Source organism: Methylosinus sp. PW1 (genome assembly GCF_000745215.1).
Lineage (GTDB): Bacteria > Pseudomonadota > Alphaproteobacteria > Rhizobiales > Beijerinckiaceae > Methylosinus.
Genome location: NZ_JQNK01000009.1, coordinates 213,001 through 238,418, shown reverse-complemented (window position 1 = coordinate 238,418; position 25,418 = coordinate 213,001). Strand labels below are relative to the sequence as shown.

26 protein-coding genes, 2 tRNA genes and 1 pseudogene are annotated in these 25,418 nt (G+C 65.1%); 15 read left to right on the top strand and 14 right to left on the bottom strand.

The genetic code is table 11. The annotated features are described in order from the left end of the window. Positions 1-172 precede the first annotated feature (172 nt). Positions 173-249: transfer RNA gene (locus K369_RS10520), tRNA-Pro, on the bottom strand. Between the two features lie 104 nt (positions 250-353). Next, the gene (locus K369_RS10515) at positions 354-869 is read right to left on the bottom strand and encodes a dihydrofolate reductase (protein WP_036290978.1); all 516 of its coding nucleotides are present in this window, start codon (positions 867-869) and stop codon (positions 354-356) included. 210 nt (positions 870-1,079) lie between these two features. On the opposite strand from K369_RS10515, the gene K369_RS10510 reads away from it, so the two are divergent. Then, positions 1,080-2,090: a Tim44 domain-containing protein gene (locus K369_RS10510; protein WP_036290975.1), complete on the top strand. Its 1,011-nt coding sequence runs from the start codon at positions 1,080-1,082 to the stop codon at positions 2,088-2,090. A gap of 378 nt (positions 2,091-2,468) precedes the next feature. Next, positions 2,469-2,939, top strand: a complete 471-nt coding sequence (locus K369_RS10505; protein WP_036290974.1) for a hypothetical protein — start codon at positions 2,469-2,471, stop codon at positions 2,937-2,939. Positions 2,940-3,084: 145 nt separating this feature from the next. Here the strand turns inward: K369_RS10505 and K369_RS10500 are convergent, their stop codons facing one another. Both K369_RS10500 and K369_RS10495 read right to left on the bottom strand, forming a co-directional pair. Beyond that, positions 3,085-4,047, bottom strand: a complete 963-nt coding sequence (locus K369_RS10500) for an IS5 family transposase (protein ID WP_051948759.1) — start codon at positions 4,045-4,047, stop codon at positions 3,085-3,087. Between the two features lie 33 nt (positions 4,048-4,080). Next, a complete protein-coding gene (locus tag K369_RS10495; RefSeq protein WP_156967846.1) occupies positions 4,081-4,275 on the bottom strand; it encodes a hypothetical protein in 195 nt (64 codons plus the stop codon). Here K369_RS10495 and K369_RS28255 point away from each other — a divergent pair. The 3 genes and pseudogenes from K369_RS28255 to K369_RS10485 form a co-directional block, all read left to right on the top strand. Then, positions 4,228-4,704, top strand: a pseudogene (locus K369_RS28255) (glycosyltransferase); the annotation flags it as partial. The gene K369_RS10495 and the pseudogene K369_RS28255 overlap by 48 nt on opposite strands. A 31-nt stretch (positions 4,705-4,735) precedes the next feature. Continuing rightward, entirely contained in the window at positions 4,736-7,390 is a 2,655-nt protein-coding gene (locus tag K369_RS10490; protein ID WP_084570635.1) for a glycosyltransferase, read from the top strand. A 49-nt stretch (positions 7,391-7,439) separates the two neighbouring features. Continuing rightward, positions 7,440-8,156, top strand: coding sequence for a hypothetical protein (locus tag K369_RS10485; RefSeq protein WP_156967845.1), 717 nt, complete (start codon positions 7,440-7,442; stop codon positions 8,154-8,156). 46 nt (positions 8,157-8,202) lie between these two features. Here K369_RS10485 and K369_RS10480 read toward each other — a convergent pair whose 3' ends face one another. The 4 genes from K369_RS10480 to K369_RS10465 all read right to left on the bottom strand — a co-directional run bounded on the left by K369_RS10480 (position 8,203) and on the right by K369_RS10465 (position 11,392). Then, positions 8,203-9,645 carry a DUF6492 family protein gene (locus K369_RS10480; protein ID WP_084570634.1) on the bottom strand — a complete coding sequence of 481 codons (1,443 nt, stop codon included), beginning with the start codon at positions 9,643-9,645 and terminating at the stop codon, positions 8,203-8,205. A 1-nt stretch (position 9,646) separates the two neighbouring features. After that, positions 9,647-9,723: transfer RNA gene (locus K369_RS10475), tRNA-Arg, on the bottom strand. A 53-nt stretch (positions 9,724-9,776) separates the two neighbouring features. Beyond that, on the bottom strand, positions 9,777-10,163 hold the full coding sequence (locus K369_RS10470; RefSeq protein ID WP_036290963.1) for a 4a-hydroxytetrahydrobiopterin dehydratase: 387 nt from the start codon (positions 10,161-10,163) through the stop codon (positions 9,777-9,779). Positions 10,164-10,171: 8 nt separating this feature from the next. Next, positions 10,172-11,392 (bottom strand): NADH-quinone oxidoreductase subunit D, encoded by a 1,221-nt coding sequence (locus K369_RS10465; RefSeq protein WP_036290960.1) that lies wholly within the window; start codon positions 11,390-11,392, stop codon positions 10,172-10,174. 77 nt (positions 11,393-11,469) lie between these two features. Here K369_RS10465 and K369_RS25550 point away from each other — a divergent pair, with 77 nt between their 5' ends. From K369_RS25550 to K369_RS10420, 9 genes are all read left to right on the top strand, one after another. Continuing rightward, entirely contained in the window at positions 11,470-11,646 is a 177-nt protein-coding gene (locus K369_RS25550) for a DUF1328 domain-containing protein (protein WP_018265491.1), read from the top strand. A gap of 131 nt (positions 11,647-11,777) precedes the next feature. Beyond that, on the top strand, positions 11,778-12,677 hold the full coding sequence (locus K369_RS10455; RefSeq protein WP_245278170.1) for a YihY/virulence factor BrkB family protein: 900 nt from the start codon (positions 11,778-11,780) through the stop codon (positions 12,675-12,677). A 28-nt stretch (positions 12,678-12,705) separates the two neighbouring features. Then, a complete protein-coding gene (locus K369_RS10450) occupies positions 12,706-13,608 on the top strand; it encodes a Ku protein (RefSeq protein ID WP_036294801.1) in 903 nt (300 codons plus the stop codon). A 21-nt stretch (positions 13,609-13,629) separates the two neighbouring features. Next, positions 13,630-15,219: a non-homologous end-joining DNA ligase gene (ligD, locus tag K369_RS28250; RefSeq protein WP_084570632.1), complete on the top strand. Its 1,590-nt coding sequence runs from the start codon at positions 13,630-13,632 to the stop codon at positions 15,217-15,219. Beyond that, on the top strand, positions 15,216-16,106 hold the full coding sequence (gene ligD / locus K369_RS28245) for a non-homologous end-joining DNA ligase (protein ID WP_036290958.1): 891 nt from the start codon (positions 15,216-15,218) through the stop codon (positions 16,104-16,106). Before ligD (K369_RS28250) ends, ligD (K369_RS28245) begins: the two co-directional genes overlap by 4 nt. A gap of 33 nt (positions 16,107-16,139) precedes the next feature. Beyond that, on the top strand, positions 16,140-17,405 hold the full coding sequence (locus K369_RS10435; protein WP_036290957.1) for an MgtC/SapB family protein: 1,266 nt from the start codon (positions 16,140-16,142) through the stop codon (positions 17,403-17,405). Between the two features lie 54 nt (positions 17,406-17,459). Then, positions 17,460-17,903 carry a CBS domain-containing protein gene (locus K369_RS10430; protein ID WP_018265485.1) on the top strand — a complete coding sequence of 148 codons (444 nt, stop codon included), beginning with the start codon at positions 17,460-17,462 and terminating at the stop codon, positions 17,901-17,903. Continuing rightward, the gene (locus K369_RS10425; protein WP_051949200.1) at positions 17,879-18,190 is read left to right on the top strand and encodes a DUF3175 domain-containing protein; all 312 of its coding nucleotides are present in this window, start codon (positions 17,879-17,881) and stop codon (positions 18,188-18,190) included. Before K369_RS10430 ends, K369_RS10425 begins: the two co-directional genes overlap by 25 nt. Before the next feature lie 141 nt (positions 18,191-18,331). Then, positions 18,332-19,486, top strand: a complete 1,155-nt coding sequence (locus K369_RS10420; protein ID WP_036290955.1) for an acyltransferase — start codon at positions 18,332-18,334, stop codon at positions 19,484-19,486. A gap of 6 nt (positions 19,487-19,492) precedes the next feature. On the opposite strand, the gene K369_RS10415 is transcribed toward K369_RS10420, so the two are convergent. The 5 genes from K369_RS10415 to rpmG form a co-directional block, all read right to left on the bottom strand. Continuing rightward, the gene (locus K369_RS10415; protein ID WP_036290953.1) at positions 19,493-19,927 is read right to left on the bottom strand and encodes an HIT family protein; all 435 of its coding nucleotides are present in this window, start codon (positions 19,925-19,927) and stop codon (positions 19,493-19,495) included. Between the two features lie 111 nt (positions 19,928-20,038). Continuing rightward, entirely contained in the window at positions 20,039-20,908 is an 870-nt protein-coding gene (locus K369_RS10410; protein WP_036290951.1) for a prephenate dehydratase, read from the bottom strand. Continuing rightward, entirely contained in the window at positions 20,905-21,651 is a 747-nt protein-coding gene (locus tag K369_RS10405) for a 3-deoxy-manno-octulosonate cytidylyltransferase (RefSeq protein WP_036294793.1), read from the bottom strand. The genes K369_RS10410 and K369_RS10405 overlap by 4 nt, the downstream gene beginning before the upstream one ends. A 49-nt stretch (positions 21,652-21,700) precedes the next feature. After that, complete coding sequence (locus tag K369_RS10400) at positions 21,701-22,099, bottom strand: hypothetical protein (protein WP_036290949.1); 399 nt, start codon at positions 22,097-22,099, stop codon at positions 21,701-21,703. A 682-nt stretch (positions 22,100-22,781) separates the two neighbouring features. Next, positions 22,782-22,949 (bottom strand): 50S ribosomal protein L33, encoded by a 168-nt coding sequence (rpmG, locus tag K369_RS10395; RefSeq protein ID WP_003612885.1) that lies wholly within the window; start codon positions 22,947-22,949, stop codon positions 22,782-22,784. Between the two features lie 197 nt (positions 22,950-23,146). Between rpmG and K369_RS10390 the strand changes: the two genes are divergently transcribed. Beyond that, positions 23,147-23,470 carry a hypothetical protein gene (locus K369_RS10390; RefSeq protein ID WP_156967844.1) on the top strand — a complete coding sequence of 108 codons (324 nt, stop codon included), beginning with the start codon at positions 23,147-23,149 and terminating at the stop codon, positions 23,468-23,470. On the opposite strand, the gene K369_RS10385 is transcribed toward K369_RS10390, so the two are convergent. Next, the gene (locus K369_RS10385) at positions 23,471-25,312 is read right to left on the bottom strand and encodes a nitrilase-related carbon-nitrogen hydrolase (protein ID WP_245278169.1); all 1,842 of its coding nucleotides are present in this window, start codon (positions 25,310-25,312) and stop codon (positions 23,471-23,473) included. Positions 25,313-25,418 lie beyond the last annotated feature (106 nt).

The following is a 25,418-nucleotide window of genomic DNA, read 5'->3' as shown; positions in this document are numbered from 1 at the left end:
CAGCGACGCCATGCACGATCGTGGCCGAACGCCTCGGCGCGGAATACTCGCCGACTGACGAGCTGGGGTGCGCGAGACCGAAATTCTGCGGTAACGCTCGCAGCTTCGCCTGTGAGGCGCTCGCGCCCGGCGCTGAGCGCACGCGCTATGCCACTGAAATCATGAGAAAACTTGGTCGGAGTGAGAGGATTCGAACCTCCGACCCCCTCGTCCCGAACGAGGTGCGCTACCAGGCTGCGCTACACTCCGATCTGGCGTCCGCGAAGCGGTCGCCGCTGGTCGAGGCGGTTTATAGCTTCAGGTTCTCCGACCTGCAACAGCTGTTTGCGCACTATCTGCAGCCGATCGGCCGCTCACCGGCGCTCGAGCCGAATATATTGGAAATCCGCCTCGTCCTCGGCCGTTCGCGGCGGGGTCTCGCGCGCCGTCTCGCGCCATTCCGCCGGATCGAGCGTCGGAAACAGCGCGTCGCCGGCGACGGTCAGCGCCACCTCGGTAAGGTGAATCACATCCGCCTGCGGCAGAAAGGCGGAATAGATCTCCGCGCCGCCGGCGACGATGATCTCCGGCGCTCGCATGGCTTCCGCCAGCTCCGCGGCGAGGCGTAGCGCCTCCTCGGGGTTGCGCGCCGCATGGGCGCCCTCGGGGCGAAATCGCGGGTCGCGCGACAAGGCCACGGTCTCGCGGCCGGGGAGGGGGCAGCCGATCGAATCGAATGTGCGTCGTCCCATGAGCAGCGGCTTGCCAAAGGTGATTTCGCGAAAGCGCGCGAGATCGCTCTTCAGCCGCCAGGGCGTGCGCTCTCGAGCGCCGATGACGCCATTGCGCGCCACGGCGGCGACGAAGACCAGTTTGGGCGTCACGGGCATCGACCTCCTCGAACCGAGCTTTGCGCTCGAACGCGAGCGTTCGAGAAAATTCGTTCTAAATGAAAAATTAGAAGAGTTTCCGACTACATGAGCGGCGGAAACCGATTCAGCCTTCCGGCCGCGCGGCCCTTTGCCGCAAGGTCGGAGCATTCCTATATAGATGGCGCCCGAGTGATTCCTCATCTCTGGGCGAACCGCTCGAGGATAGTCATGTCGACTTGGACATCGAACTCCAAATCTTTGCCGGCGCTCGCGCTCGCCCTGCTCATCGCCTTCGCCCCGGCGCTCGCCGAGGCCAAAATGGGCGGTGGCGCGAGCTCGGGAAGCCGCGGCTCGCGGAGCTTTTCCGCGCCGCCCGCGACGACGACGGCGCCGCGCCCGGCCGCGCCCATGGAGCGCAGCATCGCGCCGCAGCCCGCGCCGCAGCCGCAGGCGCAGCCCTCGCCGGCCGCGCCGCAGCGCCCGGCCGCCGCTCCCGCCGCCAGCCCGCTCGGCGGCTCCTTCGGCCGCGGATTGCTCGGCGGCCTCGCCGGCGGCCTGCTCGGCGCCGGCCTGTTCGGCCTTCTCTCGGGCAATGGCCTGATGGGCGGGCTCGGCGGCCTCGCCTCCATCATCGGCCTTCTGGTCCAGATCGCGATCATCGCCCTTCTGGCGCGGCTCGCCTTTCAATGGTTCGCCAATCGCCGCTTCGCCGGCGCGATGGGCGGCGCCGGCGGCGGCGCGCGCCCGGGCGCCTTCGCCTTCACCGGCGGCGGGACGGGCTTCGGCGGCGGCGGCGCGGCGCCGCGTCACCCGACGAGCGAACCTTTGAATCTGCGTCCGGAGGATTTCAGCGCCTTCGAGCGCGTGCTCGGCGACGCCCAAGCGGCCTATAGCCAGGAGGATATCGGCCGGCTGCACGATCTCGCGACGCCGGAGATGGTCTCTTATTTCTCCGACGACATTCGCGCCAATGCGCGCGAGGGCGTCATCAACCGCATCTCCGAGGTGAAGCTGCTGCAAGGCGATCTCTCCGAGGCCTGGCGCGAGGGCTCGGACGAATATGCGACCGTGGCGATGCGCTTCTCGCTGATCGATCTCTTCATCGATCGCGCGACCGGAAAGATCGTCTCGGGCGACGCGACCCAGCCGACGCAATCGACCGAAGTGTGGACCTTCCGCCGTCCCGCGGGCGAGGGACCGCAGGCCTGGAAGCTGTCGGCGATCCAGCAGACCGCGTAAATCGCGCCGCTGCGCGAATGAGAAAAAGAAAAGCGCCCCCTCGAAAGGGGCGCTTTTTTATGGGGCGCGCCTCGAATTCCACGGGCGAAGCCGTCTATCGAGCCGCACGGCATAGGTGTGGTCTCGAATTGAGACGCCGGCGCAATTTGCCAGACTTGACCGGGACATGACTTCGATGACAGAACGCTCGCGCGGCGTCGACTCTCTTTCCGAGAGGCGGCTACGCGGCGCGGGGCCGGCGGACATGCTTTCGACGGAGCCGAGTTTTTCCAAGCCGCTTCCGCGCTGATTTCCTATCGAAATGCTCGCGCCGTGAGAAGGCGGGCGTCACGCTCGCCATTCGACGTCGGGGTAGATGCGCGCTGCCAGGGTCACGCGATGAAGATACTGATTGATCTGCAATGCTGTCAGACCGAGGCGCAATCCCGAGGCATGGGGCGCTATTCTCTCTCTCTCGCGAAAGAAATCGTCAGAATTGGCCGTGAGCATGACTTCATGTTTCTGCTCAACCGGCATTATCTGGACAAGTCGGCCGATTTGATCTCGGAAATCGCGAAGATCGACGATCTCGGCAATGTGATTCTGCACGACTATCCCAGCGTGCAATTTGATTGGCGCGAGCGGCAGAGGCGCGAGCAGGTCGCCAATGTCCTGCGCAATGATCGCATCGAGACGGTCAGCCCGGATGTCTATCACATTTCGAGCGTCTTCGAAGGCGAGAGCGTCTATGGCGCGGCGGCGGCTTTTATCGATTTTCCCAAGCCGCCGATCATTCGATCCGCCACTCTCTATGATTTCATTCCGCTGCTCTATCCGGACAAATATCTCACCGAGCGCTTCGCAGAATAGCCGAGGTCTCGGCGTTTACGGTTTTTCGGCCGCAATCGACGGGCTTTGATGCGCCCGCGCGCCATCTGGCGCAATGCTCTGCGCCGTCAGCCGGTCATTTTTCGCATCCCTATCCGGTTCGAGACACACCTCTCCCCTCGCGGCGTCATGCCGCCGCTTCGAGAACCCGCGCCCGCTTCATGTTCATCGCCATGACGACGAACTGAAGATGACAATTGTTGCGCGCGAGGCTGCGGTAGCGTACTCGCGCCATCCCATACCAGTTCTTCATCGTCGCGTTGGCGCGCTCGACGCCGACGCGAACGCTCGACGCCGTCTTGTTGAACCATCTCTGCCAGTCCGGCTGTCGCGCTCCGCGCTTCGCCTTATAGGCGATCTTGTCGTCGATCTTCTTGTCGTTCAACGCCTTGCGTAGCGCTGCGCTATCATATGCCTTGTCGCCGTAATAGGCCTCTTCATCGCCCTGGATCATCGCCTCGCCGCGCTGGCTGTCGTGCAGATCGGCGCTCGTCATCTCCGCTTGGCGCACGATGCCGCTTTCTTCGTCGACCGCCAGATGCGCCTTGTAGCCGAAGTAGGTCTCGCCGTTCTTCTTGGTGAAGCTCGCGTCCGGGTCGCGCGGATTGACCTGCCCCTCGTCGTGGGGCGGCGGCTTCACGGCGGCCGCGATGATAGTGGCGTCGACCAGCGTGCCGCGCTTCACGATCAGCCCGCGCGCGTCGAGTTGTCGATTGACCTCGGCAAGTAGTTTCTCGTCGAGGCCGAGCTTGGCGAGCCGCTGACGAAACCGCCAGATCGATGAATGGTCCGGCGTCTCCTCGTCCAGCGGAACCCCGCAAAAGCGCCGAAACGACAGGCGATCGCGCACAGCCTCCTCGGCGGCGGGGTCGGACAGCCCATACCACTGCTGCAACAGCACGATCTTGAACATGGTCAGTGGCGGATAGGCCGGCGCGCCGTCGCTCGAAGAATGCAGCGGACGCAAAATAACGTCGAACGCGCTCCACTCGAACGTCTTGGCGATATCTTCCAGAAACCCACCAGGACGAGAATAGGCTTTCACGAATGCGTCGGCGAGCGAAGGTTGGCTGAAGTTGCGGCGTGACATCGGTGACTCACATCCCTCGGACGCCCCAGAGAATCACGGGTTCGCCGGTTTTGCAAAGCGCTCCTCACCGATTGGCCGGTCGCCCTCTGGTACAAGCGCACATCGAGCCTGATCCCGCAGCTCGATGTCGGCTTGGCCATATCGGATGCGACGAAGAAGGACGCCGAGCGGCTTTTTCATATGAAGCCGGAGCGCGTCGTCAATATTTTCGGCAGCGTCGCGGATCACTTCCGCATCCTCCCCGCCTCCGAGGCGCATCGCGGCGCCGTCTGGCGCCGCTTCGCTCCCGGGCAGAAATACATCCTCTATGTCGGCGGGCCGGACTTCCGCAAGAATCTCGATGGGACGCTCGAGGCTTTCGCCATCGCCAACAAGGAGCTGGCGGATAAATACAAGCTCCTGATCGTCTACGACATCAAAGGCGCCGAAGCGCTCGCTCTGCGCGAGAAGGCGGCGCGCCTCGGCGTTGCGCCGCTCGTCGTGACGACGGGCTTCGTGTCGGATGACGAGCTCGTCGAACTCTACAACGCCGCTTCGCTCTTCGTCTTCCCCCCTCTCTATGAGGGGCTCGGCCTGCCGGTGATCGAGGCGATGCGCTGCGGCGCGCCCGTGCTCGTCGGCGACAATTCCAGCCTGACGGAGATCGTCGACTCCGGCCTATCGTTTCGATGCGGAGAAGCCGGCGGATATGGCGAAATCAATGGCGCGCGCGCTCACTCGCGAGGGCGAGCTGCAGCGCATGCGCGCCTATTCTCGCGAGCGCGCCGCGCTCTTCACCTGGGAGAAGAGCGCCCGCCGCGCGCTCGACGCCTGGGAGGAGACCTTCGCCGCGCGCCGCGGGCGCAAGACGCCGAGCGCGGCGGCGCGCGTTCCGCGCATCGCCATGTTCACGCCGCTCCCCTCGGCGAAATCCGGGATCGCCGATTACAGCGCGGAGTTTCTTCCGGCGCTCTCCAAATTCGCGTCCTTCGAGATTTTCGTCGACGATGTGGCCGAGGTCGAAACCTATTTCGACGACATGCCGATCTGGCACCACTCGCAATTTCCATTCAAGGCGCATCTCTACGATGCGATCGTCTATCAGCTCGGCAATTCGCCGTTCCACCACTATATGCTCCCTTATATCGAGAGCTTTCCGGGCGTCGTCGTCATTCACGACGCCTATCTCGGCTATTTGTCCTATGACCCCGGCAATCCAGACGCCTTCATCCGTCGCATGATCCAGGAGCATGGAGGTCCGGCGCGCGCCATCGTGCTCGCCGGCGAGGGCGGCGACCGCACGGCGCGCGCGCTCGTCGACGCGCTTCCCTGCAGCGCCACGGCGACGCATCGCAGCCTCGGCGTCATCGTTCATTCGCGCTTCGCTCGCGATGTGCTGGTGAGCGCCGCTCGCCCGGGCGCCACGCCGCAAATCGCCGTGCTGCCGCAATATAGGGCGCGCCCGCCGCGGGAAACGACGCCGAGCAGGGCGCAGGCGCGCGAGACGCTCGCCATCTCGCCGGATTCTCTCGTCATCGTGTCGCTCGGCCATGTCGCTCACACAAAGGGCGTGCTCGAGCTGATCGAGGCCTTCACGCGCTCTACCGCGGCGAAATCGGGCATGGCGCAGCTGATCCTCGTCGGCGAGCTGGAAGGGGGCGCGAACCACGACTCGCCCTATGCGCGCGAGGTGCTGCGCGCCATCCGCGACAGGTCCGACATTCACATCACCGGCTATGTCGAGAAGGAGGATTACGACCTCTACATAGCCGCGGCCGATATCGGCGTTCAGTTGCGGACGCTCACGCGCGGCGAGACGTCGAGGGCGATCCTCGATCTGCTCACCAGCGGAACGCCGCTCGTCTATAATCGCATGGGGTCCTCGGCGGAGCTGCCGTCCGAGGTGGGCGTCGCGCTCGACGGCTATGCGCCCGCGGACATCGCCGATGCGCTCGATGCGCTGGCCGGCGATCCGCAGCTGCGCCAGACCTATAGAGAGGCCGCGCTGCGCTATTGCGACGAGACGCTGGACCCGGACAAGGTCGGCGCGCGCTTCGTTCAGACGGTCGTGGCGATGACCGTTCGCGCCGAGACCTGCGGGCCGAAGATCGTCAGCAAGACGATCGCGCGTCTGCTCCGCGACGCTCCGATCACCAGGGAGCTGGTGCAGGACATCGCCCGCGCCTATGTGCGCCAGGAGCGCTCCGAGATCGCGCCGCGCCTCTTGATCGACGTGACCCACATAAGGGAAGGCGACCTCGAGACGGGCGTGCAGCGCGTCGTGCGCGAGCTCACCCGCGCGGCCTATGGCTGGAGCGACGCGAAGGTGCGTCCACAGGCTTTCGCCTATACGGAGGCCGGGCTGATCTTCGCCGACGATTACGCGCAGCGCTGCGGCGCCCGCGCCGCGGTCGAGGCGGAGGACATGCGCTTCGGCGCCCTCGATTTTCGTCCCTTCGACAAGATTTTGATGGCCGATGGAACTTGGCATCTCGCCGATTGGATGCGCGAGCCGCTCGAGCGTCTCGGCGCCATCGGCGGAGAGGCGTACGGACTCGTTCACGACATTCTGCCACTGCAGCATCCCGAGCTGTTCGAGGACCATGTCACAATCTCCGTCACCAATTGGCTGACGCTGCTGCTGGAGAAAGGCTCCGGCCTGATCTGCACCTCGCAGAGCGGGGCCGATGGGCTCATCGACTGGATCACGAGCAGCAAAATAACGCCGCGGCCGGGGCTTCGGATCGGCTATGCGCGGCTCGGCGCCGATTTCACCTCGAGGGTCGACGCCGCCAAGCCAGTCACGGCGGCGACGGCCGATCTGGCGCAACGCGAGAATTTGTTTCTGGTGGTCGGCACCATAGAGCCGCGCAAGGGGCACGACTATGTGCTCGACGCTTTCGAGCGGCTATGGGCTTCGGGAGCCGATGCGACGCTCGTCTTCGTCGGCAAGGCGGGGTGGAGCGTGGACAGCCTGCTGCAGCGTTTCGAGAACCATGCGGAAAAGGGCAAGCGCTTCTTCTATCTCGGCTTCGCGCCGGAGGCGGATATGGCGTGGCTCTATCAGAGCGCTTCGGCGACCATCGTCGCCTCGATCGCGGAAGGCTTCGGCCTGCCGATCTATGAGGCGGCGCATTTCGGCTCGCCGCTGCTGCTCAGCGATCTTCCCGTTTTCCAGGAGCTCGGCGGCGAGCATGCGCGATATTTCGGGGCCGGCTCATCCAGCGAGCTCGCCGTGGCGGTGCGCGAGCAGCTCGCGCGCGGGCCTATTGCCTCGAAGGGCGTCTCGGCGCCGTCCTGGGCCGATTGCGCAGGCCGCATTTTCGAGTTCCTGGACGGGGAGCATGTCTATCGCCGGTTCTGACGGCCGCGCGCAAAATCTAACTCATTCGCCGAAAGCTATGGAGGGCGGCATGACACTGATCGAATGGCTGGGGCGCAAGATCGCCGTTCGGACTTTTCGCGACAAGGATATCGCTGCGCATAGCCTGAAATTCGGCGGCAGCGTCGCCGGCGTCGTCGATGAGGTGACGCAAAAGCGCGTCCGCGGCTGGATTTGCGACGCCAAGCGCGAAGGGCCGGTCGTGCTCGAAATCTTGCTCGACGACGAGGTGGTGCAGCGGACCAAGGCGAATCTCTATCGCGACGACATCGCCGAAAAGCTCGGCGACAATGGGCTGCATGGGTTCGACTGCGAGGTGGCCGCCTTCGCCACGCCCAGCGCGAAGACGCGCTCGGTGCGGCTGCGCGTCGCCGATCGCCCGGAATATGAGTTCGGCCCCTTCGATCTCGAGCCGAACCGATCGCCTTTGGAAATGCCGTCGCCGGACGTCCCCCAGGCGCTGCATGATCGGCTCCAGCATATTTTCAGCCATATCACGGCGACGCATGAGAACACGTTGCGCCGTTTCGACGCGATTCAGGCGTCCTTCGACCGGCTGCAGTCAACGCCACGCATCGCTGCGACAGGCGGCGGCGACGCCGACAGCGGCTCCTTGCTCTATCAATATCCGCGCAGCGCGATTTCCGGGGTGGGTCAGTTCCGTCTGCCGCTCACCGACGATGTCGAAACCACGCTGTTCCAAGCTCGGCTCGAGGTGGATTTGATGAAGGAGCGGCATTTTTCGTGAGGCGGGGGGACTCGCTCTTTTTTGCAAGCGCGCGTCCCCTCGATCATCATCTGAGGCGGCCTTCGGCAATTGCGTTATAAAGGCTTTCGGGGTCGCAGAGGTCGGCCGCTGGCAGCTGCAACATCACACCGAAGTGATGAGTATGCGTGTTGAATTCGCATCGATCGATCATCTCCGCTTGTTCCGCTGATTGCGCCAGCGTCATCAAATGGGGGTCATGCGGGACAAAGCGCGACCGTTTTTGCGAGTAGACGAATTCTCCGTACCAGGCGAACTCGTAAGGGGCGATTTGTATCAGGCCGACGAAACCATTCACGCCTCTGCTATGCGCGAATGCGTCGAGTTCGGCCGACAAATCGGAGTTGAACATGCCCGTACAAGATATATAGGCGTTCGTGCTCTCAGTGTGGTTCTCCATCACCGTACAAATTCTATTGAACGATTCTGAAATATTGACGATCGTGCCATCGAGCCAGCCGTCCTCATTGTTATTTCGAAGCTGATCAAAAAAATCAATTTTGGAGATCGGAGTCGCTGCAGTAAAGATTGAACCATCATACAAAAGAGACGAATGGTCGAATTTTTTCGTGAATAGCATTGTGCTATCCATCGTAAGATAGTTGGCGGCAATTTTTAGCTTTGAAAAGCACAGCTTTATCAGCTGCTGAATATGCCACCCGGACATTCCGGGGGAGGGTTCTATATTTGCGGACGCCAAGACCCACTCCTCAGAAAGAACATTGGGGAAGCGGGAAATCTGGCCGTTCTCCATCTCGGTGGTGAAAGCGTCGATGAATATAGATAGGTCGCTTTCCGGTACAACAATATAGAAGGGGTGCTTTATTTCTGTAAATCGGCACCAAGAGCGATAGAGCGTGACAGTCCATATCAAATCTTTTCTATACGACTTATTTAGTATAGAAAATTCGTGCATATACCTTGTTGGTTGAATTTCGATCGAGTCGATACGAATATTTGCGCCTTCGGACACGGATATGCAAATTTCTAAACCCTCCTCATATTCTGGGCTGGTATAGATGAACGAGGCAAGCGTTTTTTGATCGTGGCTGATTCCGGCTAGCAGAGACTGCTTGTATCGGCTGCGGCCGGCCGCATCGAAAATTTCAATAAAGCTGTCGTCGAGGCCGGACAGCCCGAAATTTTCACCTTGAATTTTAATGAGATGGACGCCTTTCGCTAAGCTCAATCTCGGACCGCGCGTCAGGCAACCGCTGCGGCGGGACGAAAAAATAAAATGGTCATAGGTCAGACCGGCTTCTGACCCAATCAGTTCGGTCCCGGCTCGGAAGCTCGCAACCGGGCTTTCCTGTCCGGCCTCATTCATGGACACGGATTGTCGCAAACAGACCTCCTCGTGACACGCGCTATCGTGTGCTTTTTTTGGTATTGCTACTATCGCCTTGAAGGCGGTCGCAAGAGCGACCAGCATTGAGGGAAAGACTGTCGGCAATTTCCCAGCATCGTTCATATGGCGTCCCGGAAGGGATTCGAACCCCTGACCTACGGTTTAGGAAACCGTTGCTCTATCCTGCTGAGCTACCGGGACTTCGCTAAGATATCTACAAGAGCGCGGGGCGTTTGAAAAGGCGGGGGCGTCGCTCACATGCGGCCGGCCGGCAATCCCTGCCAGCGTGCGAAGATGCGGTCGATCTTCGTCGCCATGATGACGTCGTTCTCGTGCAGGCCGCCGATCTTTTTCGTCTGCAAGGAGATCGTCGCATAGCCCCAGCCGAAGGCGATGTCCGGGTGGTGGCCTTCGGCCTCGGCCAATTCGCCGATCTGGCGCACGAATTCGGCCGCCTCGCGGAAATTGCCGAAGCGGAAGCCGCGCTCGATGCGGCGCGCCTCGTCCATCAGCGTCCAGTCCGGCGCCGCGGCGAGCAGCGCCTCGGCCTCGGCGCGTCCGAGCGGCGGAACGCCGCCGCGGCAGGGCGTGCAGCTCTTTTCTGCGAGGGGTGTCTTTTCTGCGAGGGTCGGCATTTTCATCCTCCTTCTCAGCGGTCGATTTCTCCGAAGACGATGTCCAGCGAGCCGACGATGGCGGCGACATCCGCGAGCATATGGCCGGTCGAGAGCCGGTCGGTCGCCGCGAGATGGGCGAAGGAGGGCGGGCGCAGCTTGCAGCGATAGGGCTTGTTGAGCCCATGGGAGACGAGATAGACGCCGAACTCGCCCTTGGGCGCCTCCACCGCCGCATAGACCTCGCCAGCGGGCACGTGGATTCCCTCGCTGTAGAGCTTGAACTGCTCGATCGTCGCCTCCATCGAGCGCTTCATCTGCTCGCGCCGCGGCGGCGTGATCTTGCCGTCGAGGACGGCGACGGCGCCCTGTCCGTCCGCGGCGCGCAGCTTCTGGACGCATTGCCGCATGATGCGGATCGATTGGCGCATCTCCTCCATGCGCACGCAATAGCGGTCGTAGCAATCGCCATGGCGTCCGACCGGAATGTCGAAATCCATCTCCTCGTAGCATTCATAGGGCTGCGCCTTGCGCAAATCCCATGGCGCGCCGCAAGCGCGCAGGAACACGCCGGAGAATCCGAGGCCCCAGGCCTGCTCGAGCGTCACCGCGCCGATATCGACATTGCGCTCCTTGAAGATGCGATTGTCGGTGAGCAATCCTTCGAGATCGTCGCAGGTCGCGAGGAAGGGATCGCAAAAGGCCTCTATGTCGTCGATCAGCGCCGCCGGCAAATCCTGATGCACGCCGCCGAAGCGGAAATAATTGGCGTGCATGCGCGCGCCGGACGCGCGCTCGTAGAAGACCATCAGCTTCTCGCGCTCCTCGAAGCCCCAGAGATTGGGCGTCAGCGCGCCGCAATCGGAGGCCCAGCTGGTGATGTTGAGGAGATGCGAGAGTAGCCGTCCGATCTCGCAATAGAGCACGCGGATGAGTTGCGCGCGCCGCGGCGGGATTAGGCCGAGCAGGCGCTCGGCGGCGAGGCAGAAGGCGTGCTCCTGATTGATCGGCGCGACATAATCGAGCCGGTCGAAATAGGGCAGGGCCTGCAGGTAGGTTTTGTCCTCTATGAGCTTTTCCGTGCCGCGATGCAGAAAGCCGATATGCGGATCGGCGTGGACGACGACCTCGCCGTCGAGCTCCAGCACGAGCCGCAGCACGCCATGCGCGGCCGGATGCACGGGGCCGAAATTCAGGGTGAAGCTGCGCTCCTCGCCGGGCCGGGGGCGGGGCTGCGTTCTCTGTCCGAGACTCAAATGCGCCTCCTTTCGGCGGGAAACCGGATCGGCGCGCCGGCGTTATCACCCATCATCCTCGGTTTCGGGAGAAAGAGATGAGCGATCTTCTGCGTTGGGCCGTCGTCTTTCTGGTGGTCGCGCTGATCGCGGCCTTCTTCGGCTTCGGCGGCGTCGCCGGCACGGCGATCGACGCCGCGCGCATATTGTTCTGGGTGGCGATCGTGCTCTTCATCGTCGCCCTCGTCGGCGGCGTGCTGCGGCGCGGCGTCTGAGCGAGCCGGCGGCGGCGCGGGAGCGTCGCCGCCGCTTCCCATCGTCAACGTGCCGCGGCGGTGAAAGTTGCCGCCTCGCGGATCGCGCGGCGCTATATTCCCTCGCGCGATGAGCGCGGGGAGCCGGCGCCTTGGACGATGTCGAGAAAGCCGTTTTCCAGCGCGCCCTCGGGCCGCTCGCCCCTTGGGCGGCGCGCCTGCCCGCGCTGCTGCGCGTCCCGCTCGACGCCTTCCTGCATTTCGTCGAGCGCGACGGCTTCGCCATTGCGAGCCATATTGCGCTCTCGACCTTGATGTCGCTGTTTCCCTTCCTCATCGTGGTGACGGCCTTCGCCGGCCTCATCGGCTCCAAGAGCCTTGCCGACGAGGCGGGGCGGCTGCTGCTCGACGCCTGGCCGCAGGAGGTCGCGGCGCCGATCGCACGAGAGATCAAGCGCGTCGCGACGGAGCCGCAGGGCGGCAATCTCACCTTCGGCGCGCTCTTCGCCGTCTATTTCGCCTCCAGCGGCCTCGAGAGCCTGCGCATCGGCCTCAATCGCGCCTATGAGGCGCAGGAGACGCGCAGCTGGTGGCTGCTGCGGCTCGAGTCGATCGTCTATGTCGTCGGCAGCGCGGCGGCTCTGCTGGCGCTCTCCGTTCTCGTCGTGCTCGGACCGCTCATCACCGACGCCGCGGCGCGCTATCTCGATTGGTTCGCGCCCTTCGAGCAGATGGTCACTCTGGCGCGCTATGGCGTCGCGACGCTCATTCTCGCGCTCACGCTCTTCGCCATACACGCCTGGCTGCCGGCGGGACGGCGGCGCTTTGTGGACATGCTTCCCGGCGTGCTGGCGACGCTGCTGCTGTGGCTCGTCGCGGGCGCTGCCTTCGGCCGCTATCTCGCGGCCTTCTCGGAGCGCTATGCGCTGACCTACGCCGGCCTCGCCTCGGCGATGATCGCGCTCGTCTTCCTCTATTTTTCGGGAGTCATCTTCATCTATGGCGGCGAGCTCAACGCCGCCATCGTCCGCGCGCGCCGCGGCGCTAGATGAGAGCGCGAACAGCAAAGGGTCCGACCTCATGGCTCCACGCGCGCGCGCTTATTGGCAAGGCTATCTGCGGCTTTCGCTCGTCTCCATCGGCGTCGAGCTCTATGCGGCGACATCGAGCGCCCAGGCGACGACGCTGCATCAGATCCACAAGCCATCGGGCAAGCGCGTGCGCTATGAGAAAGTCGTGCCCGGCGTCGGCCCGATCGATTCCGCCGATATCGTCAAAGGCTTCGAGATCGGCGACGATTCTTATGTCGTGCTGGAGCCGGACGAGCTGGACGAGATCAAGCTCGACAGCGGCAAGGCCATCGAGCTGGTGCAATTCGTCGGGCGCGAGGAGATCGATCCGCGTTACTTCGACCGGCCCTATTATCTCGCGCCGGAAGGCGACGTCTCGACCGAAGGCTATGCGGTGATCCGCGAGGCGCTGCGCCGCGCCGGCAAGATCGGCATCGGCCGGCTCACCATGCGCGGGCGCGAGAGCATTGTCGCGGTGACGCCGCTCGGCAAGGGCCTGCTCGTCGAGACCTTGCGCTACGCCAATGAGCTGCGCGCCTATGAGCCCTATTTCGCCGAGATCGGCGAAGGCGATAGCGACGCCGAGATGGTGGCGTTGGCGACCGAGCTGATCGAGCGTAAGAGCGCGCCTTTCGATCCGAAAGCGTTCAAGGATTCCTACGCCGAGGCGCTGCGCGATCTCGTCGAGCGCAAGCGCGAGGGACAGGCGATCGTCACCACGGGCGAGGAGGAGCGGCGCGGTCCCGGCAAGGTGATCGATCTCATCGAGGCGTTGAAGCGCAGCGTCGGCGAGAGCGCGGCGCGGCCGGCGCACAAGGCGCGCGCCGCCGAGCCGGCGAAGAAGGCGAGCCCGGCGAAGACGGCGTCGGCCAAGGCTACGGCGAAGACGGGGCCGGTCAAGAAGCGCGCGTGACCGCGAGAGGAGGAGCGCAAATTGGGTCCATCCACGCGCTCGTCATCGGCTCATCGCGCCGCAAGACCGCTCGCAGCGAAGGACGAGCGGCTCGCCGCCTATCGCGCCAAGCGCGATTTTCACCGCACCGCCGAGCCGGAAGGCGCCGCGCGCACGCGAGGGCAGGGCGCCTATGTCGTGCAGAAGCATCGCGCGCGTCGTCTGCATTTCGATCTGCGCCTCGAGCTGGACGGCGTGCTGAAGAGCTGGGCGGTCACGCGCGGCCCCAGCCTCGACCCGAGCGAGAAGCGTCTCGCCGTGCGCACAGAGGATCATCCGCTCGATTATGGAAGCTTCGAGGGAACCATCCCCAAAGGCCAATATGGCGGCGGCGAGGTGATGCTGTGGGATCGCGGCCGCTGGACGCCGAAGGGCGATCCGCGTCGCGGCCTCGACGACGGACGGCTCGAGTTCACGCTGGAAGGCGAGCGGCTGAGAGGCGGCTTCGCGCTGGTGCGCATGCCCCACCGCGCAAAAGAGCCCAAAGAAAATTGGCTGCTCGTCAAAACGAAGGACGAGCGGGCCGACGTCGATCTCGATCCGACGCGCGAATGGACGCGCAGCGTCACGACGGGCCGCAGCTTCGCGGAGATCGCCGAGGGCGAGACCCACGCGCCGCGCTTGCCGAAATTCCGTCCGCCGCAGCTCGCGACGCAGGCCGCCGAGCCGCCCGCCGGCGAGGATTGGCTGCATGAGATAAAATTCGACGGCTATCGCGCGCTCGTCGCGACGGCGGGCGGCGCGTGCCGCGTCTACACGCGCTCCGGCCTCGATTGGACCGCGAAATTCCCCGGCATAGCGGAAGCCGCCGCGCAATTGCCGATGACAAGCGCGCTCATCGATGGCGAGATCGTCGCGCTGGAGGAGAATGGCCGCAGCGATTTCGGCCTGCTGCAGAAGACGCTGGAGGCGCGCCCGCGCGCGCTCGTCTTCTACGCCTTCGATCTGCTGGAGCTCGATGGCGAGGATGTTTCCAAAGAGCCGTTGCTCGAACGCAAGAATCGTCTCGCCGCGCTGCTCGCCGAGCCGCCGGCGGCGATACGCTACAGCGGCCATGTGATCGGCGCCGGCGCGCGCTTTCTCGCCGAATGCCGACGCATGGGGCTCGAGGGCGTCGTCTCCAAGCGCGTCGATCGCCCCTATCTCTCGCGGCGCACGCGCGCTTGGATAAAGGTCAAATGCCTCGGCCGCGACGAGTTCGTCGTCGGCGGCTATCGTCCTTCGACGAAGAAGGGCCGCGACTTCGCCTCTCTGCTGCTCGGCGAATTCGTCGATGGCGAATTGCGCTATCGCGGCCGCGTCGGCGCCGGCTTTTCCGATCGCGATCTCGCGCAGATCGGCGCCGCTCTGCGCGCGCATGCGCGCAAGACCTCGCCCTTCACCGCTGTGCCGGCCGAGATCGCGCGTCATGCGCGCTATGTGGCGCCGCGGCTCGTCGTCGAGATCGATTATACGGAGCGCACCAAGGAGGGGCTGCTGCGCCATCCGACCTTCATCGGCCTGCGCGAGGACAAGCCGGCGAGTGAGGTGAGTTCTCCAACGCCCCGCGAGCAGAAGCGAGGCCGGCGATGATCCGCCTCACCAACCCGGACAAGCCGCTCTATCCGGCGGCGCTTCATGTCACCAAGCAGAGGCTGGTCGATTATTGGCGCCGCGTCGCGCCTTTCGCTCTGCCGCATATCGCCGGGCGGCCGCTGTCGCTGCTGCGCTGTCCAAATGGCGCGGCGCATGGCTGCTTCTTCCAGCGTCATCATCGGCGCGGCCTGCCCACGGGCCTCATCGCCGCCCCCATTACCGGGAGCGACGGCGAGACGGAAGAATTCCTTTTCCTCGACGATCTCTCCGGCCTCGAGGGCGCGGCGCAGATGGATGCGCTGGAGCTGCATATTTGGGGCGTGCGCTTCGATGCGCTGGAGCGCCCCGATCGTCTCGTCTTCGATCTCGATCCCGATCCGTCCGTGTCCTTCGAGGAGGTGAAGAGCGCCGCGCGCGATTTTCGCGCTCTGCTGGAGGCGGCGGGGCTCGCGAGCTTCGCGCTGCTCACCGGCGGCAAGGGGCTGCATGTCGTCGCGCCGCTGGATGACGCGCTCGACTGGCCGACCTTCACGGCCTTCGCCAGAGGCGTCGCCAGCCGTCTCGCGGCGGACGATTCGGCGCGCTTCACCGCAATGGCGACCAAGGCGCGGCGCCATGGCCGCATCTACATCGATTATCGACGCAATGATCGCGGCGCGAGCGCGGTCGCGCCTTTCTCGCCGCGTGCGCGGGAGACGCCTTCCGTGGCGACGCCCGTCTCCTGGGACGAGCTCGGCCGCATAGAGCGCGCCGACTTCTATTGCCTCGACAAGGTGGAGCGCCGCCTCGCCGCGCTGCGCGCCGATCCTTGGGCCGGCTATTTCGAACTGCGACAAGGCGTCTCGCCGGCGGCTCTGCGCATGTTCGCCGGAGCGCGAGTATAATTGTGAAGTTCCGCTATTCGGGAAGGCCGGCGCATGGAGACGACAGAATTGTTCCGCCGCCTGACGGTGGCGCTGGCGATCGGCCTTTTGATCGGCCTCGAGCGCGGCTGGCAGGCGCGCCAGGACGAGGAGGGCGAGCGCGCCGCGGGCTTTCGCACACATGCGCTGGCGGCTCTGCTCGGCGCCGTCTGGGGCGCCATCTGCAATCAGACCGGCATAGGCGGCGCCGTCTCGCTCGGCCTCGCCTTCATAGCTTTCGCCGGCGCGATCATGCTGTTTCGCTATCGCGAGATCGTCCATGACGAGACCTTCGGCGCGACCACGGTCGTCGCCGCCATGCTGGCCTTCGCGCTCGGCGCCTTCGCCGTCGTCGGCGATGTCGAGGCCGCGGCGGCGGCGGGCGTCGTCACGGCGGGGCTGCTGGCGCTGAAATCCGCGAGCCATGGCTGGTTGCGGCGCCTCAGCTGGGTGGAGCTGCGCTCCGGCCTGACGCTCGCCGCCATGACGGTCATTCTGCTGCCGCTGCTGCCGGACCGCGTCGTCGATCCGTGGAAGACGGTCAATCCGCATGAGATCTGGCTGCTGACCGTGCTGATCGCGGTCATCAACTTCCTCGGCTATGTGGCGATGAAGGCGGCCGGCGGCGCCGGCGGCGTGGCGCTGACGGGAATCGCCGGCGGCCTCGTCTCCTCCACCGCGACGACGATGACGTTGGCGCGCCTCTCGCGCGCGCAGCGGGATGCGGCGCCGCTCTTCGCCGCCGGCGCTCTTTTCGCCAACGCCACAATGGCGCTGCGCGTGCTGGCCGTCGTCGCGCTGATCGACATCGAGCTTCTCGGCGTTCTCGCGCCGCCTTTCGCAGCGGGCGGCGTCGTCATGCTCGCCTTCGCGCTCTTCTTCATGCGCCGCGCCGTCGCCTCTTCGAGCGATGTGAGCCATGCGTCGCAGAACCCTCTCGATCTCGGCGCGGTGCTCCAATTCGGCGCGCTGCTCACAGTCGTCGCGATACTGGCGCGTCTCGCCACCCGAATGGCGGGCGGGGCCGGCGCGCTGGCTGTCGCGGCGATCTCCGGCGTCGTCGATGTCGACGCCATAACTTTGTCCGTCGCGCGGCTCGATCGCGCGACGCTCGCGCTCGATATCGCTGCGGCGTCGATCGGCCTCGCCGTCGCCGTCAACACGCTCTCCAAGGCGGCGCTGACATGGTGGATCGGCGGCGCCGGCCTCGGCTTTCGCGTCATGGCCGCTTCCGCGCTCGCGCTCGCCTGCGGCCTCGCGGTCGCGCTGCTCGCGCGCTGAGCGCGGAACCTTCGCCGGCCCCGCAAGTTTCCAGGGAAAAGACGGAGTCGAACGATGAAGATCAAGGACATCATGACGCGCGAGGTCTGTCTCGTCGAGCCCGATCAGACGATCCGCGACGCCGCCAAACGAATGGCCGATCTCGACATCGGCCTGTTGCCGGTCGGCGAGAACGATCGTCTCGTCGGCATGATCAGCGATCGCGACATCGCCTTGCGCGCCATCGCGGCCGGCAAAAGCGCGGAGACGAAGATACGCGACGTCATGACCAGAGACGTTCGCTATTGCTATGAGGATCACGACGTCGAGGATGTCGCGCAGAACATGGCGGAGCAGCAGCTGCGTCGGCTGCCGGTGCTCGACCGCGGCAAGCGCCTCGTCGGCATCGTCTCGCTCGCCGATCTCGCCATGGATCGCGACGCCGGCCTCAGCGGCGCGACATTGCGCGGCGTCTCCCAGCCCGGCGGCCACCATTGCCAGAGCGCGCGCGCCGCCTGAGCGGCGAGAAAAGCAAGCCAGCCTATTGGTCGGCCGAGGTCGGGCGCAAGAGCAATGCGCTGGACCTCGAGCCCGACGTCTTCACGCAGGACGATCCCCGCGCCATCGCGCGCTCGCTGAAGCGCTCGGCGGAAAAGAGCGCGCGCCGCAAGAGCGCGCCCTTCCGCTCCGCAATGTCCATGCTGACCTTCTACATCAATCGCGCCGGCCGCGGCCTGCCGGCGGAGCGCCGCCGCATATTGGAAAAGGCCAAGACAGAGCTGCGCAAGCTCTTCGGGCGCGCCTGAAGCGTCGCCGCATTGTCGCCACGCCTTCGCTGTTAAACACATTGTAGAAAAACTTCATACACGAAACGGCAAAGTCATTGCTGGCCGAAGGGGCCGTCTCTAACCTGCCGGATCGAACGCAACAGCGTTGGAATTTGATCCATGACGGATATTCTCCAGAGCGCCGGCGACAGTCTCGCCTATCGCTCATCCGCGCAATCTCGCGCGCAATCGACGCGTCTGCGCCTGCGGGAACTCGATGGCTTGCGCGGCTGGGCGGCTTTCTCCGTTCTGCTGTTCCATTCCATCTGGCAGACCTTCGGCGAGAATTTCCCCATATTGCGCAATGGCTGGACGGCGGGGCTCATCGACGGCCCGCTCGACGTCAGCGTCTTCTTCGTCGTCTCCGGCGCTGCGCTCAGCGCGCCCTTTTTCTCGGGCGGCGGCGGCGACTATATTCTCTCGGCGGCGCTGCGCCGCTATATCCGCCTGACGACGCCGATCGTCGCGACCGTGCTCCTGCTCGTCGTCGCGGAGCGCCTCGGTCTGGCGCGGCTCGGCGAGGCCGCGCAATTCACGCCGGGCCTCACCGCCATCGCCGGCGAGACCGGGCTGAGCTTCGCTCAGGCGTTGAAATGGTCGCTCGGCAATGTCTACACCAAGCCCTCCGAATGGGGGCCGGTGCTGCCCTTTCTCTGGACGATGCCTTGGGAGATGGTCGGTTCGCTGGCGCTGTTCCTGCTGCTCGCCTGCTATCCGTCCATGAAGCGGCCGGAGCGCTCGATCGCCATCGGCGCGTCATTCCTGATGCTGCTGTTTCCCTATCTGGCGGCTTTTCTTTTCGGCGCGCTGATCGGCAAGGCGAAGCTTACCGGCGCGCTCACCGCGCCGGCGCCCGGGCGGCTGGCTCTGCTCGATTCGTCGCCGGTAAAAATAATCGCGGCCGCGGCGCTCTATGCGCTCGCCTGCTGGACGATGACGGCCGGCGCCGTGTCCCATGTCCACGTCATCCTCGCCGTGGCGATCGTCGCTCTGGCGCTGCGCTGGCGCGGGCCGTCGCGCTTCCTCGCCGAAAGCGCCGTCTCGCGCTTTCTCGCGAAAATCTCTTTTTCGCTCTATCTCGTCCATTATGTGGTGATCGTGACGGCGAGTTCCGCGGCGATCACGCTTATCGGCGACAGGCTCACGCTGCCGCTCGCTCTGGCGATCTCGGCGGCGACGATCCTGCTCTCGATCGTCGCGGCCATGCTCTTCGCGCCGGTCGAGCGCTTCGCCCATGCGGCGAGCCGGCGCTTCGCCGCGCTGGTTCTGGGGTGACGCGGCTCAGGCCGGAAACGGGCCGAGCGCGGCTCTGATCTTCTCCGCCTGCGCCTTCAGCTTCTCGCCATCGGCCATGGTTCCCGGCGGGCGCAGCGCGACGCCCTCGAAGCGCGGCAGAATATGGAAATGCAGGTGGAAGATCACCTGTCCGCCGGCGCTCTCGTTGAACTGCTGCAAGGTGAGGCCATCGGCGCCGAAGGCCTCCTTGGCCGCCTTGGCGACATGCTGAACGCGCGGAATGAGCGCCGCGAGCGTTGCAGAGTCGATGTCCAGCAGATTGCGCGCGGGAACCTTGGGGATCACCAGCACATGGCCCTCAGCGCGCGGCATGATGTCCATGATCGCGAGCGCCACATCGTCCTCATAGACCTTATGCGCCGGGATTTCTCCGCGCAGGATTTTGGCGAACACATTGTCATTGTCATAGGCTGCGGCCATAGGGCTTCTCCCGTCTGAAAATGTCCTGCTGTCCTACGGCTTTCAGGATGAGCCGTGCGGCTTCTCCTTCTCCACGCTCGCGGGGAGAGGGCCGGCTGAAATCGCGCGTCGCTAATCGCCATACTCGAAAGGACGCTTGTTCTCGAGGCGGAACCGATGCGCCGGATAGACGCCGATGATCTCCAGCTCCTTGGAGAAGAAGCGTAGCTCGTCGAGCGCGCGGGCGAGCGGCGGCTCCTCGGGATGGCCGTCGACATCGGCGAGGAAGCGCGTCGCCGCGAACTCGCCGTCGACCATATAGCTCTCGAGCTTGGTCATGTTCACGCCATTGGTGGCGAAGCCGCCGAGCGCCTTGTAGAGCGCCGCCGGAACATTGCGCACGCGGAAGACGAAGCTCGTCATCGTCGGGCCATTGCCCGGCGCCGCCCATTTCGCGGTTTTGGACAGAATGACGAAGCGCGTCGTGTTATGCGCGGCGTCCTCGACATTCTCGGCGAGAATGTCGAGCCCATATATGTCCGCGGCGAGGCGCGGCGCGAGAGCGGCTTTGCTCTTGTCGTTCCATTCGGCGACTTCCCGCGCGGCCCCGGCGGTGTCGCCCGCCGTATGGGCGGTGAGGCCGAGCTCGCGAATGATCCTGCGGCACTGGCCGAGCGCATGCACATGGCTGTAGACGCCGCGCAGCGTCTCGCGCGTCGCGCCGCGCGGCGCCATCAGCTGAAAATGGATCGGCAGAAAATATTCGCCGATGATGTACAGCCCGGCGTTGGGCAGGAAATGATGAATATCCGCCACGCGGCCGGCGATCGAATTCTCGATCGGGATCATGCCCAGCGCCGCGACGCCTTCGGTCACCGCCGCGAAAGCGTCCTCGAAGCTGGCGCAGGGCAGGGGCTCGCAGTCGGGATAGGCGTCCCGGCAGGCGATGTCGGAATTGGCGCCGGGCTCGCCCTGATAGGCGATTTTCGGCCGCTCGCTCATCGACGGCTCCGTTCGTCTTTGTCCTGCGCCGCGCGCAGTCGTTGCAGATCGGCGCTGGTATCCACCCCACGGGCGGCTTTGTCCAGAATCATGGCGTCGATGCGCATGCCGGCCTCGAGCGCCCTCAGCTGCTCCAGCCGCTCGCGCAGCTCGAGCGGGGAGGGCGGCAAGGCGATGAAGCGAGCCAGCGCCGCCCGGCGAAAAGCGTAGACGCCGATATGATGATAGTCCGGCCCCTCGCCATGCGGCGCCGGGGCGCGCGTGAAATAGAGCGCGCGCATCCGCCGCGGCGCGATCTCGGCGCCGATCAGCTTGACGACATTGGGGTCGTCGCGCTCGCCAGCCGCGGCCGGAGCCGCGAGCGTTGCGATATCGACCGAAGGGTCCGCCAGCGGCGCCAGCGCGGCCGCCAGCGCCGCCGGATCAATGTCGGGCTGGTCACCCTGCAGATTGACGATGACGTCATGCGCGCCCGCCGGATCGAGCCCGGCGAGCGCCTCGCCGATGCGGTCGCTGCCGCAGGCATGGTCTTCGGCGGTCATAACCGCGCGCCCGCCGGCCGCGGAGACGATGCGTGCGATCTCCTCCGAGTCCGTCGCCACCGCGACCGGGCCGATGGCGGCGGCGAGCGCCTTCCGCAGGACATGGAGGATCATCGGCCGGCCGGCGATCGGCGCCAGCGCCTTGCCCGGCAGGCGGGAGGAACCCATTCGGGCGGGGATGACGACGAGCGGACGGGCCATCATGAGGGGCGGCTCTCCTCGCGGTCGCGCCGCCGCTCGCGCGGACGGCTCAATAGGCGTTCTGGTCCTCGGCGACCCAGCCCTTTTCGGCGCGCACGAAATGCAGCGTGCCCTCGGCCTTCAGCACCTCGCCCTTCTGAAAGCTCTGGCTCTGAGTGAGGCCGAGATAGGCGCAGCGGCTGCGATCCGCGCAATCGGCCTCATAGGCCTCCGGGAACTGCACCTCGGCCTCGTACCACAGCTCATAGGCTTCGGCGTTCGGCGTCTTCAGCGCCCGTCCGTCGATCTTTTTGAAAGAGATCAGCTTGCCGCTGACGCCCTGCTTGGAGAGCAGATTGCGCAGCACCTTGGCGCCGACGGCGTCATTGGGCTCGCGGACGCCATTGCAGGCGGCGAGCGCCAACGCCGCCGCGCCGGCCAGCGCCAATCCGAGACCTCGAAGCTTCATCGATTTTCCTCCCGCGCCGCTGACGGCGCTCTTGCTTGGCGGCGGATGGCCCGGCTTTGGAAGGCCCCCGGCCGGGTGGGTTTGCCACAAAGCTCGATCCCGAGCAAAGGCGTCGTGGAAAACTCCGCTCACGCGTCGCTCGGTGACGGTTCGACGACATGGGGATTCTTTCGTAAGCGGCTGTTTTTAGCTGCGTATTTCGAAACTTGTAGAAAATCTTGCCAGATGGTTGCATTTTTATGCAGCTGAGCTAACCTCAGCCATGCCAAAACGTGGTGCGCGTCAGGCAGCGTCGGGGTAAGAAGAATAAAGAACCCAAGGCGTGCTTTTGCGTTGGATGCGTATCGGCAGACAACTTCGAATACCCTGCGGAGTGCTCAGGTCCGCCGCATCTCCTGGGTCCGTGGGGTTGGTCGGCTGGCGTTGGTTGGAGTGGCCTCCTTAAAGCCAGCGCCAGTCGGCCGCCTTCGTTTCGGGGGAAACGAAGGCGGCCGCAGCCGGCAGGCGTGACGATCGAGGAATAATCTTCTCTCCGCCTGAAACGAAACGAGCCCGGAACGGAGAAATCCGCTTCCGGGCTCGTTTCGTTTCAGGCGCCTTTGGTTGCGAAGGCGTCCGAGGGCGGCGAATGCCGGTCCGGCGCGTCGCCGGCGGCGGAAGAGGCGGGCTGGCCCGCCTCGCCTCACTTGATCTTGGTTTCCTTGAACTCGACATGCTTGCGCACGACGGGATCATATTTCTTGAACACGAGCTTCTCGGTCTTGGTGCGGGCGTTCTTCTTCGTCACATAGAAGGTGCCCGTGTCGGCCGTCGACAGAAGCTTGATCTTGATCATGGCGGATTTGGCCATTGCCGTCAGTCCTGAACTTGTGAGGGGACACTCTCGCTCCGGTCCCGATCCTCACGAACCCGGCGGCGAATTGGCCGGCACCATAAGGACGCGGGCGCCTTTGTCAAGGCGGGCGGCGGCGCGCGATCTCGCCAAATTCACTCGTTATGGGGCATTTCGGTTCATATTCGGCGATAATTTCGGCGTCGGAGACGCAAATGCCCGACATTTTGATTTCGACCGAAGCGCTGGACAAGCTCTTCCGAACCTTCGACGCGCTGGTCGGGATCGGGCGCGCCGATTCCGGCGGCGCCATTCCCGCCCTTCTTTGGGCGAGTCGCTGCTATTCGACGACGGCCGCTGGCGAGACCATCGAGCATGGCGCCGGATTCTATATGCATTGCGCCGAGTCGGATGATGATCGGATGGTGTTCGTCGAAACCGTGCAGGGGCGTGTCGGCGTCGGTCCGGCGCGCCTGTTCGGACAGGGCGTCCATCACATTTTCTTCATCGATGGGCGCTTCGGATGGCTTTCGGAATAATCACCGCCCCGGACAGTTGCCGCCCGCGCGCCAGCGTCTCAGGCAGGCGCTGTCCTGCCGCTGCGTGAGCGGGACGAACCATTGCGCCTGCTCGCCGGCGATCAGCTGGCTTTGATCGATCCAGGTCCCGACCGCCGGAATCTCCGTCTGATGGCGCACATCCGCAGCGCCCGGCGCGGCGGTGAGCGTCGGCGTGGAGACGACGGGCTCCGGCCCGTAGATTCCTGCGGCCGTGGCGTCGCCGGCGCGGCGGCCGCCGCTCACCAGCCACAGCTGATTCTGCTTCGCGGAGGCATAGGGGAAGAAATCCGCGCGGCTGGTCGGCGGGTCGGCGACGCCGAACAGCGCCGAATCGATCTCGACCTTCAGCGGCGAGGGCGCGCCGGCCGGGGCGGCGAGAATGTCTGTCCGCTGGACGGCGTAGAGCGCGCCCAGCTCCGGCGTCGCCAGCTCCTCCGCCGTGGCGAGGCCGATGCGGCCGAGCGGCGTCTCTATGACGGCGATCTCGTCGCCCGGCGTCGCCCAGCTGCGCGCTGCGTCCGGATGTGTCGCGCGGTAGCGGCCGAGAATGGCGCCGTCCGGTCCGGCGAGCGCGACCGTATGAAAGACGCGCTCGCCGGCGCGCTCGGGATAGCTCCCCGCCACATAGGCTTTGCGCGCGCGGGCGAGGGCGCCAAGAGCGCGCTCGAACGGGCCGTCTCGTTCTTCGGCGCGGGATTTTATCTCTTCGGGCGCGAGGCCAGAAGGAAGAGCGGACAGCTCGGGGAGAACCGTCAGCGCCCCTTTCGGCGGCTTGGTCCGCTCCATCAGCGACGGCCCCTCCGGCCATTGCGCGGCGACCAGCGCCGCCTTGCGCCGCGTCTTTGTGGCGTTGGCGTCGACGGGGCTGCGGTGCAGCGCCAGCCAGGGCGCGTAGAGCTGCGGCCGCCGCAGAGCGAGCCGCTCGGCGCGGGGCGCGTCGGCGTCGGCGGGCGTTATCTCTGTTGCGTAGACGCCGTGAAGCCCGGGCAGCAGCTCTTGCGGCGGAACGACGGGCGCTTGCGCGAGCTTATGGCCTTGCGGCGACCAAATGCTCGAGCCGCCATTGTAATAGAGCTGGCCGCCGGTGATCGGGTTGGTCTCGACGCCGCTGCGGGTAGCCGCGATGACGAAGACGCCGTTCTGCGCGCTCATATATTGGACGTTGGCGACGGTCGAGTGATCGCCCTTGGATTGCGCGGCGGGCGTTCCCGGCATCACGCGATCGGAGACGGAATGCCAGGCGATGATCTGCGCGCCCCGCAGCGCCGCGAGCCGCGCATATTGCCAATAAGTGTCGTCATAGCAGATCAGAAGCGCGATGCGGCCGATCGGCGTGTCGAAGACGGGAACGCCCGTATCGCCGGGCGCGAAGACTTTCTGATCCTGCGGATTGAGCCCGTTCTTGCGATATTTGCCGATTATGCCCTGCGGCCCCAGCAGCACGGCGGCGTTATAGGCGAGGCCGGTCTCGGCGTCGCGTTCTGCGATGCCGACGCTCATATAGAGTCCCGTTCTCGCCAGCACGGGAAGCAGCGCTTTCGTCGTGTCGCCGGGGATGGTGTCGAGATAGGGCGCGATCTGCGAGGGATCGCTGAACAAATAGCCGCTGACCGCGGTCTCGGGGAAAACCGCGAAGCCGACGCCCTGCCGCGCGACCTCCTCCGCCGCATCGGCGAGACGACGAATATTGGCGTCGAGCGAGCCCCAGGCGGGAATGAAATCCACCGCCGCGACTTTCACGGAACGCGCGGCCGTCTGCGCGGCGACGCCGCCCGCGCAGACGAGGGCCAAGAGAATAGCGACGAGAGCCTTCCACCTCATGCGCATCCCCGAAGATGCGACCGGCCGCTGCGGCCGGTCCTGCGCATGAGATATCGGGCGCTATCGGCTCACGACCGCGCTCGAGGCGAAACTTTCTCTACCGCGC

Bases quoted from the DNA above. Each gene is read 5' to 3' on its own strand.
- K369_RS10515 (WP_036290978.1), bottom strand. From the start codon at position 869: ATGCCCGTGACGCCCAAACTGGTCTTCGTCGCCGCCGTGGCGCGCAAT.
- K369_RS10510 (WP_036290975.1), top strand. From the start codon at position 1,080: ATGTCGACTTGGACATCGAACTCCAAATCTTTGCCGGCGCTCGCGCTC.
- K369_RS10505 (WP_036290974.1), top strand. From the start codon at position 2,469: ATGAAGATACTGATTGATCTGCAATGCTGTCAGACCGAGGCGCAATCC.
- K369_RS10500 (WP_051948759.1), bottom strand. From the start codon at position 4,047: ATGTCACGCCGCAACTTCAGCCAACCTTCGCTCGCCGACGCATTCGTG.
- K369_RS10490 (WP_084570635.1), top strand. From the start codon at position 4,736: ATGGCGAAATCAATGGCGCGCGCGCTCACTCGCGAGGGCGAGCTGCAG.
- K369_RS10485 (WP_156967845.1), top strand. From the start codon at position 7,440: ATGACACTGATCGAATGGCTGGGGCGCAAGATCGCCGTTCGGACTTTT.
- K369_RS10480 (WP_084570634.1), bottom strand. From the start codon at position 9,645: ATGAACGATGCTGGGAAATTGCCGACAGTCTTTCCCTCAATGCTGGTC.
- K369_RS10470 (WP_036290963.1), bottom strand. From the start codon at position 10,163: ATGAAAATGCCGACCCTCGCAGAAAAGACACCCCTCGCAGAAAAGAGC.
- K369_RS25550 (WP_018265491.1), top strand. From the start codon at position 11,470: ATGAGCGATCTTCTGCGTTGGGCCGTCGTCTTTCTGGTGGTCGCGCTG.
- K369_RS10450 (WP_036294801.1), top strand. From the start codon at position 12,706: ATGGCTCCACGCGCGCGCGCTTATTGGCAAGGCTATCTGCGGCTTTCG.
- ligD (WP_036290958.1), top strand. From the start codon at position 15,216: ATGATCCGCCTCACCAACCCGGACAAGCCGCTCTATCCGGCGGCGCTT.
- K369_RS10435 (WP_036290957.1), top strand. From the start codon at position 16,140: ATGGAGACGACAGAATTGTTCCGCCGCCTGACGGTGGCGCTGGCGATC.
- K369_RS10430 (WP_018265485.1), top strand. From the start codon at position 17,460: ATGAAGATCAAGGACATCATGACGCGCGAGGTCTGTCTCGTCGAGCCC.
- K369_RS10420 (WP_036290955.1), top strand. From the start codon at position 18,332: ATGACGGATATTCTCCAGAGCGCCGGCGACAGTCTCGCCTATCGCTCA.
- K369_RS10415 (WP_036290953.1), bottom strand. From the start codon at position 19,927: ATGGCCGCAGCCTATGACAATGACAATGTGTTCGCCAAAATCCTGCGC.
- K369_RS10410 (WP_036290951.1), bottom strand. From the start codon at position 20,908: ATGAGCGAGCGGCCGAAAATCGCCTATCAGGGCGAGCCCGGCGCCAAT.
- K369_RS10405 (WP_036294793.1), bottom strand. From the start codon at position 21,651: ATGGCCCGTCCGCTCGTCGTCATCCCCGCCCGAATGGGTTCCTCCCGC.
- K369_RS10400 (WP_036290949.1), bottom strand. From the start codon at position 22,099: ATGAAGCTTCGAGGTCTCGGATTGGCGCTGGCCGGCGCGGCGGCGTTG.
- rpmG (WP_003612885.1), bottom strand. From the start codon at position 22,949: ATGGCCAAATCCGCCATGATCAAGATCAAGCTTCTGTCGACGGCCGAC.
- K369_RS10390 (WP_156967844.1), top strand. From the start codon at position 23,147: ATGCCCGACATTTTGATTTCGACCGAAGCGCTGGACAAGCTCTTCCGA.
- K369_RS10385 (WP_245278169.1), bottom strand. From the start codon at position 25,312: ATGAGGTGGAAGGCTCTCGTCGCTATTCTCTTGGCCCTCGTCTGCGCG.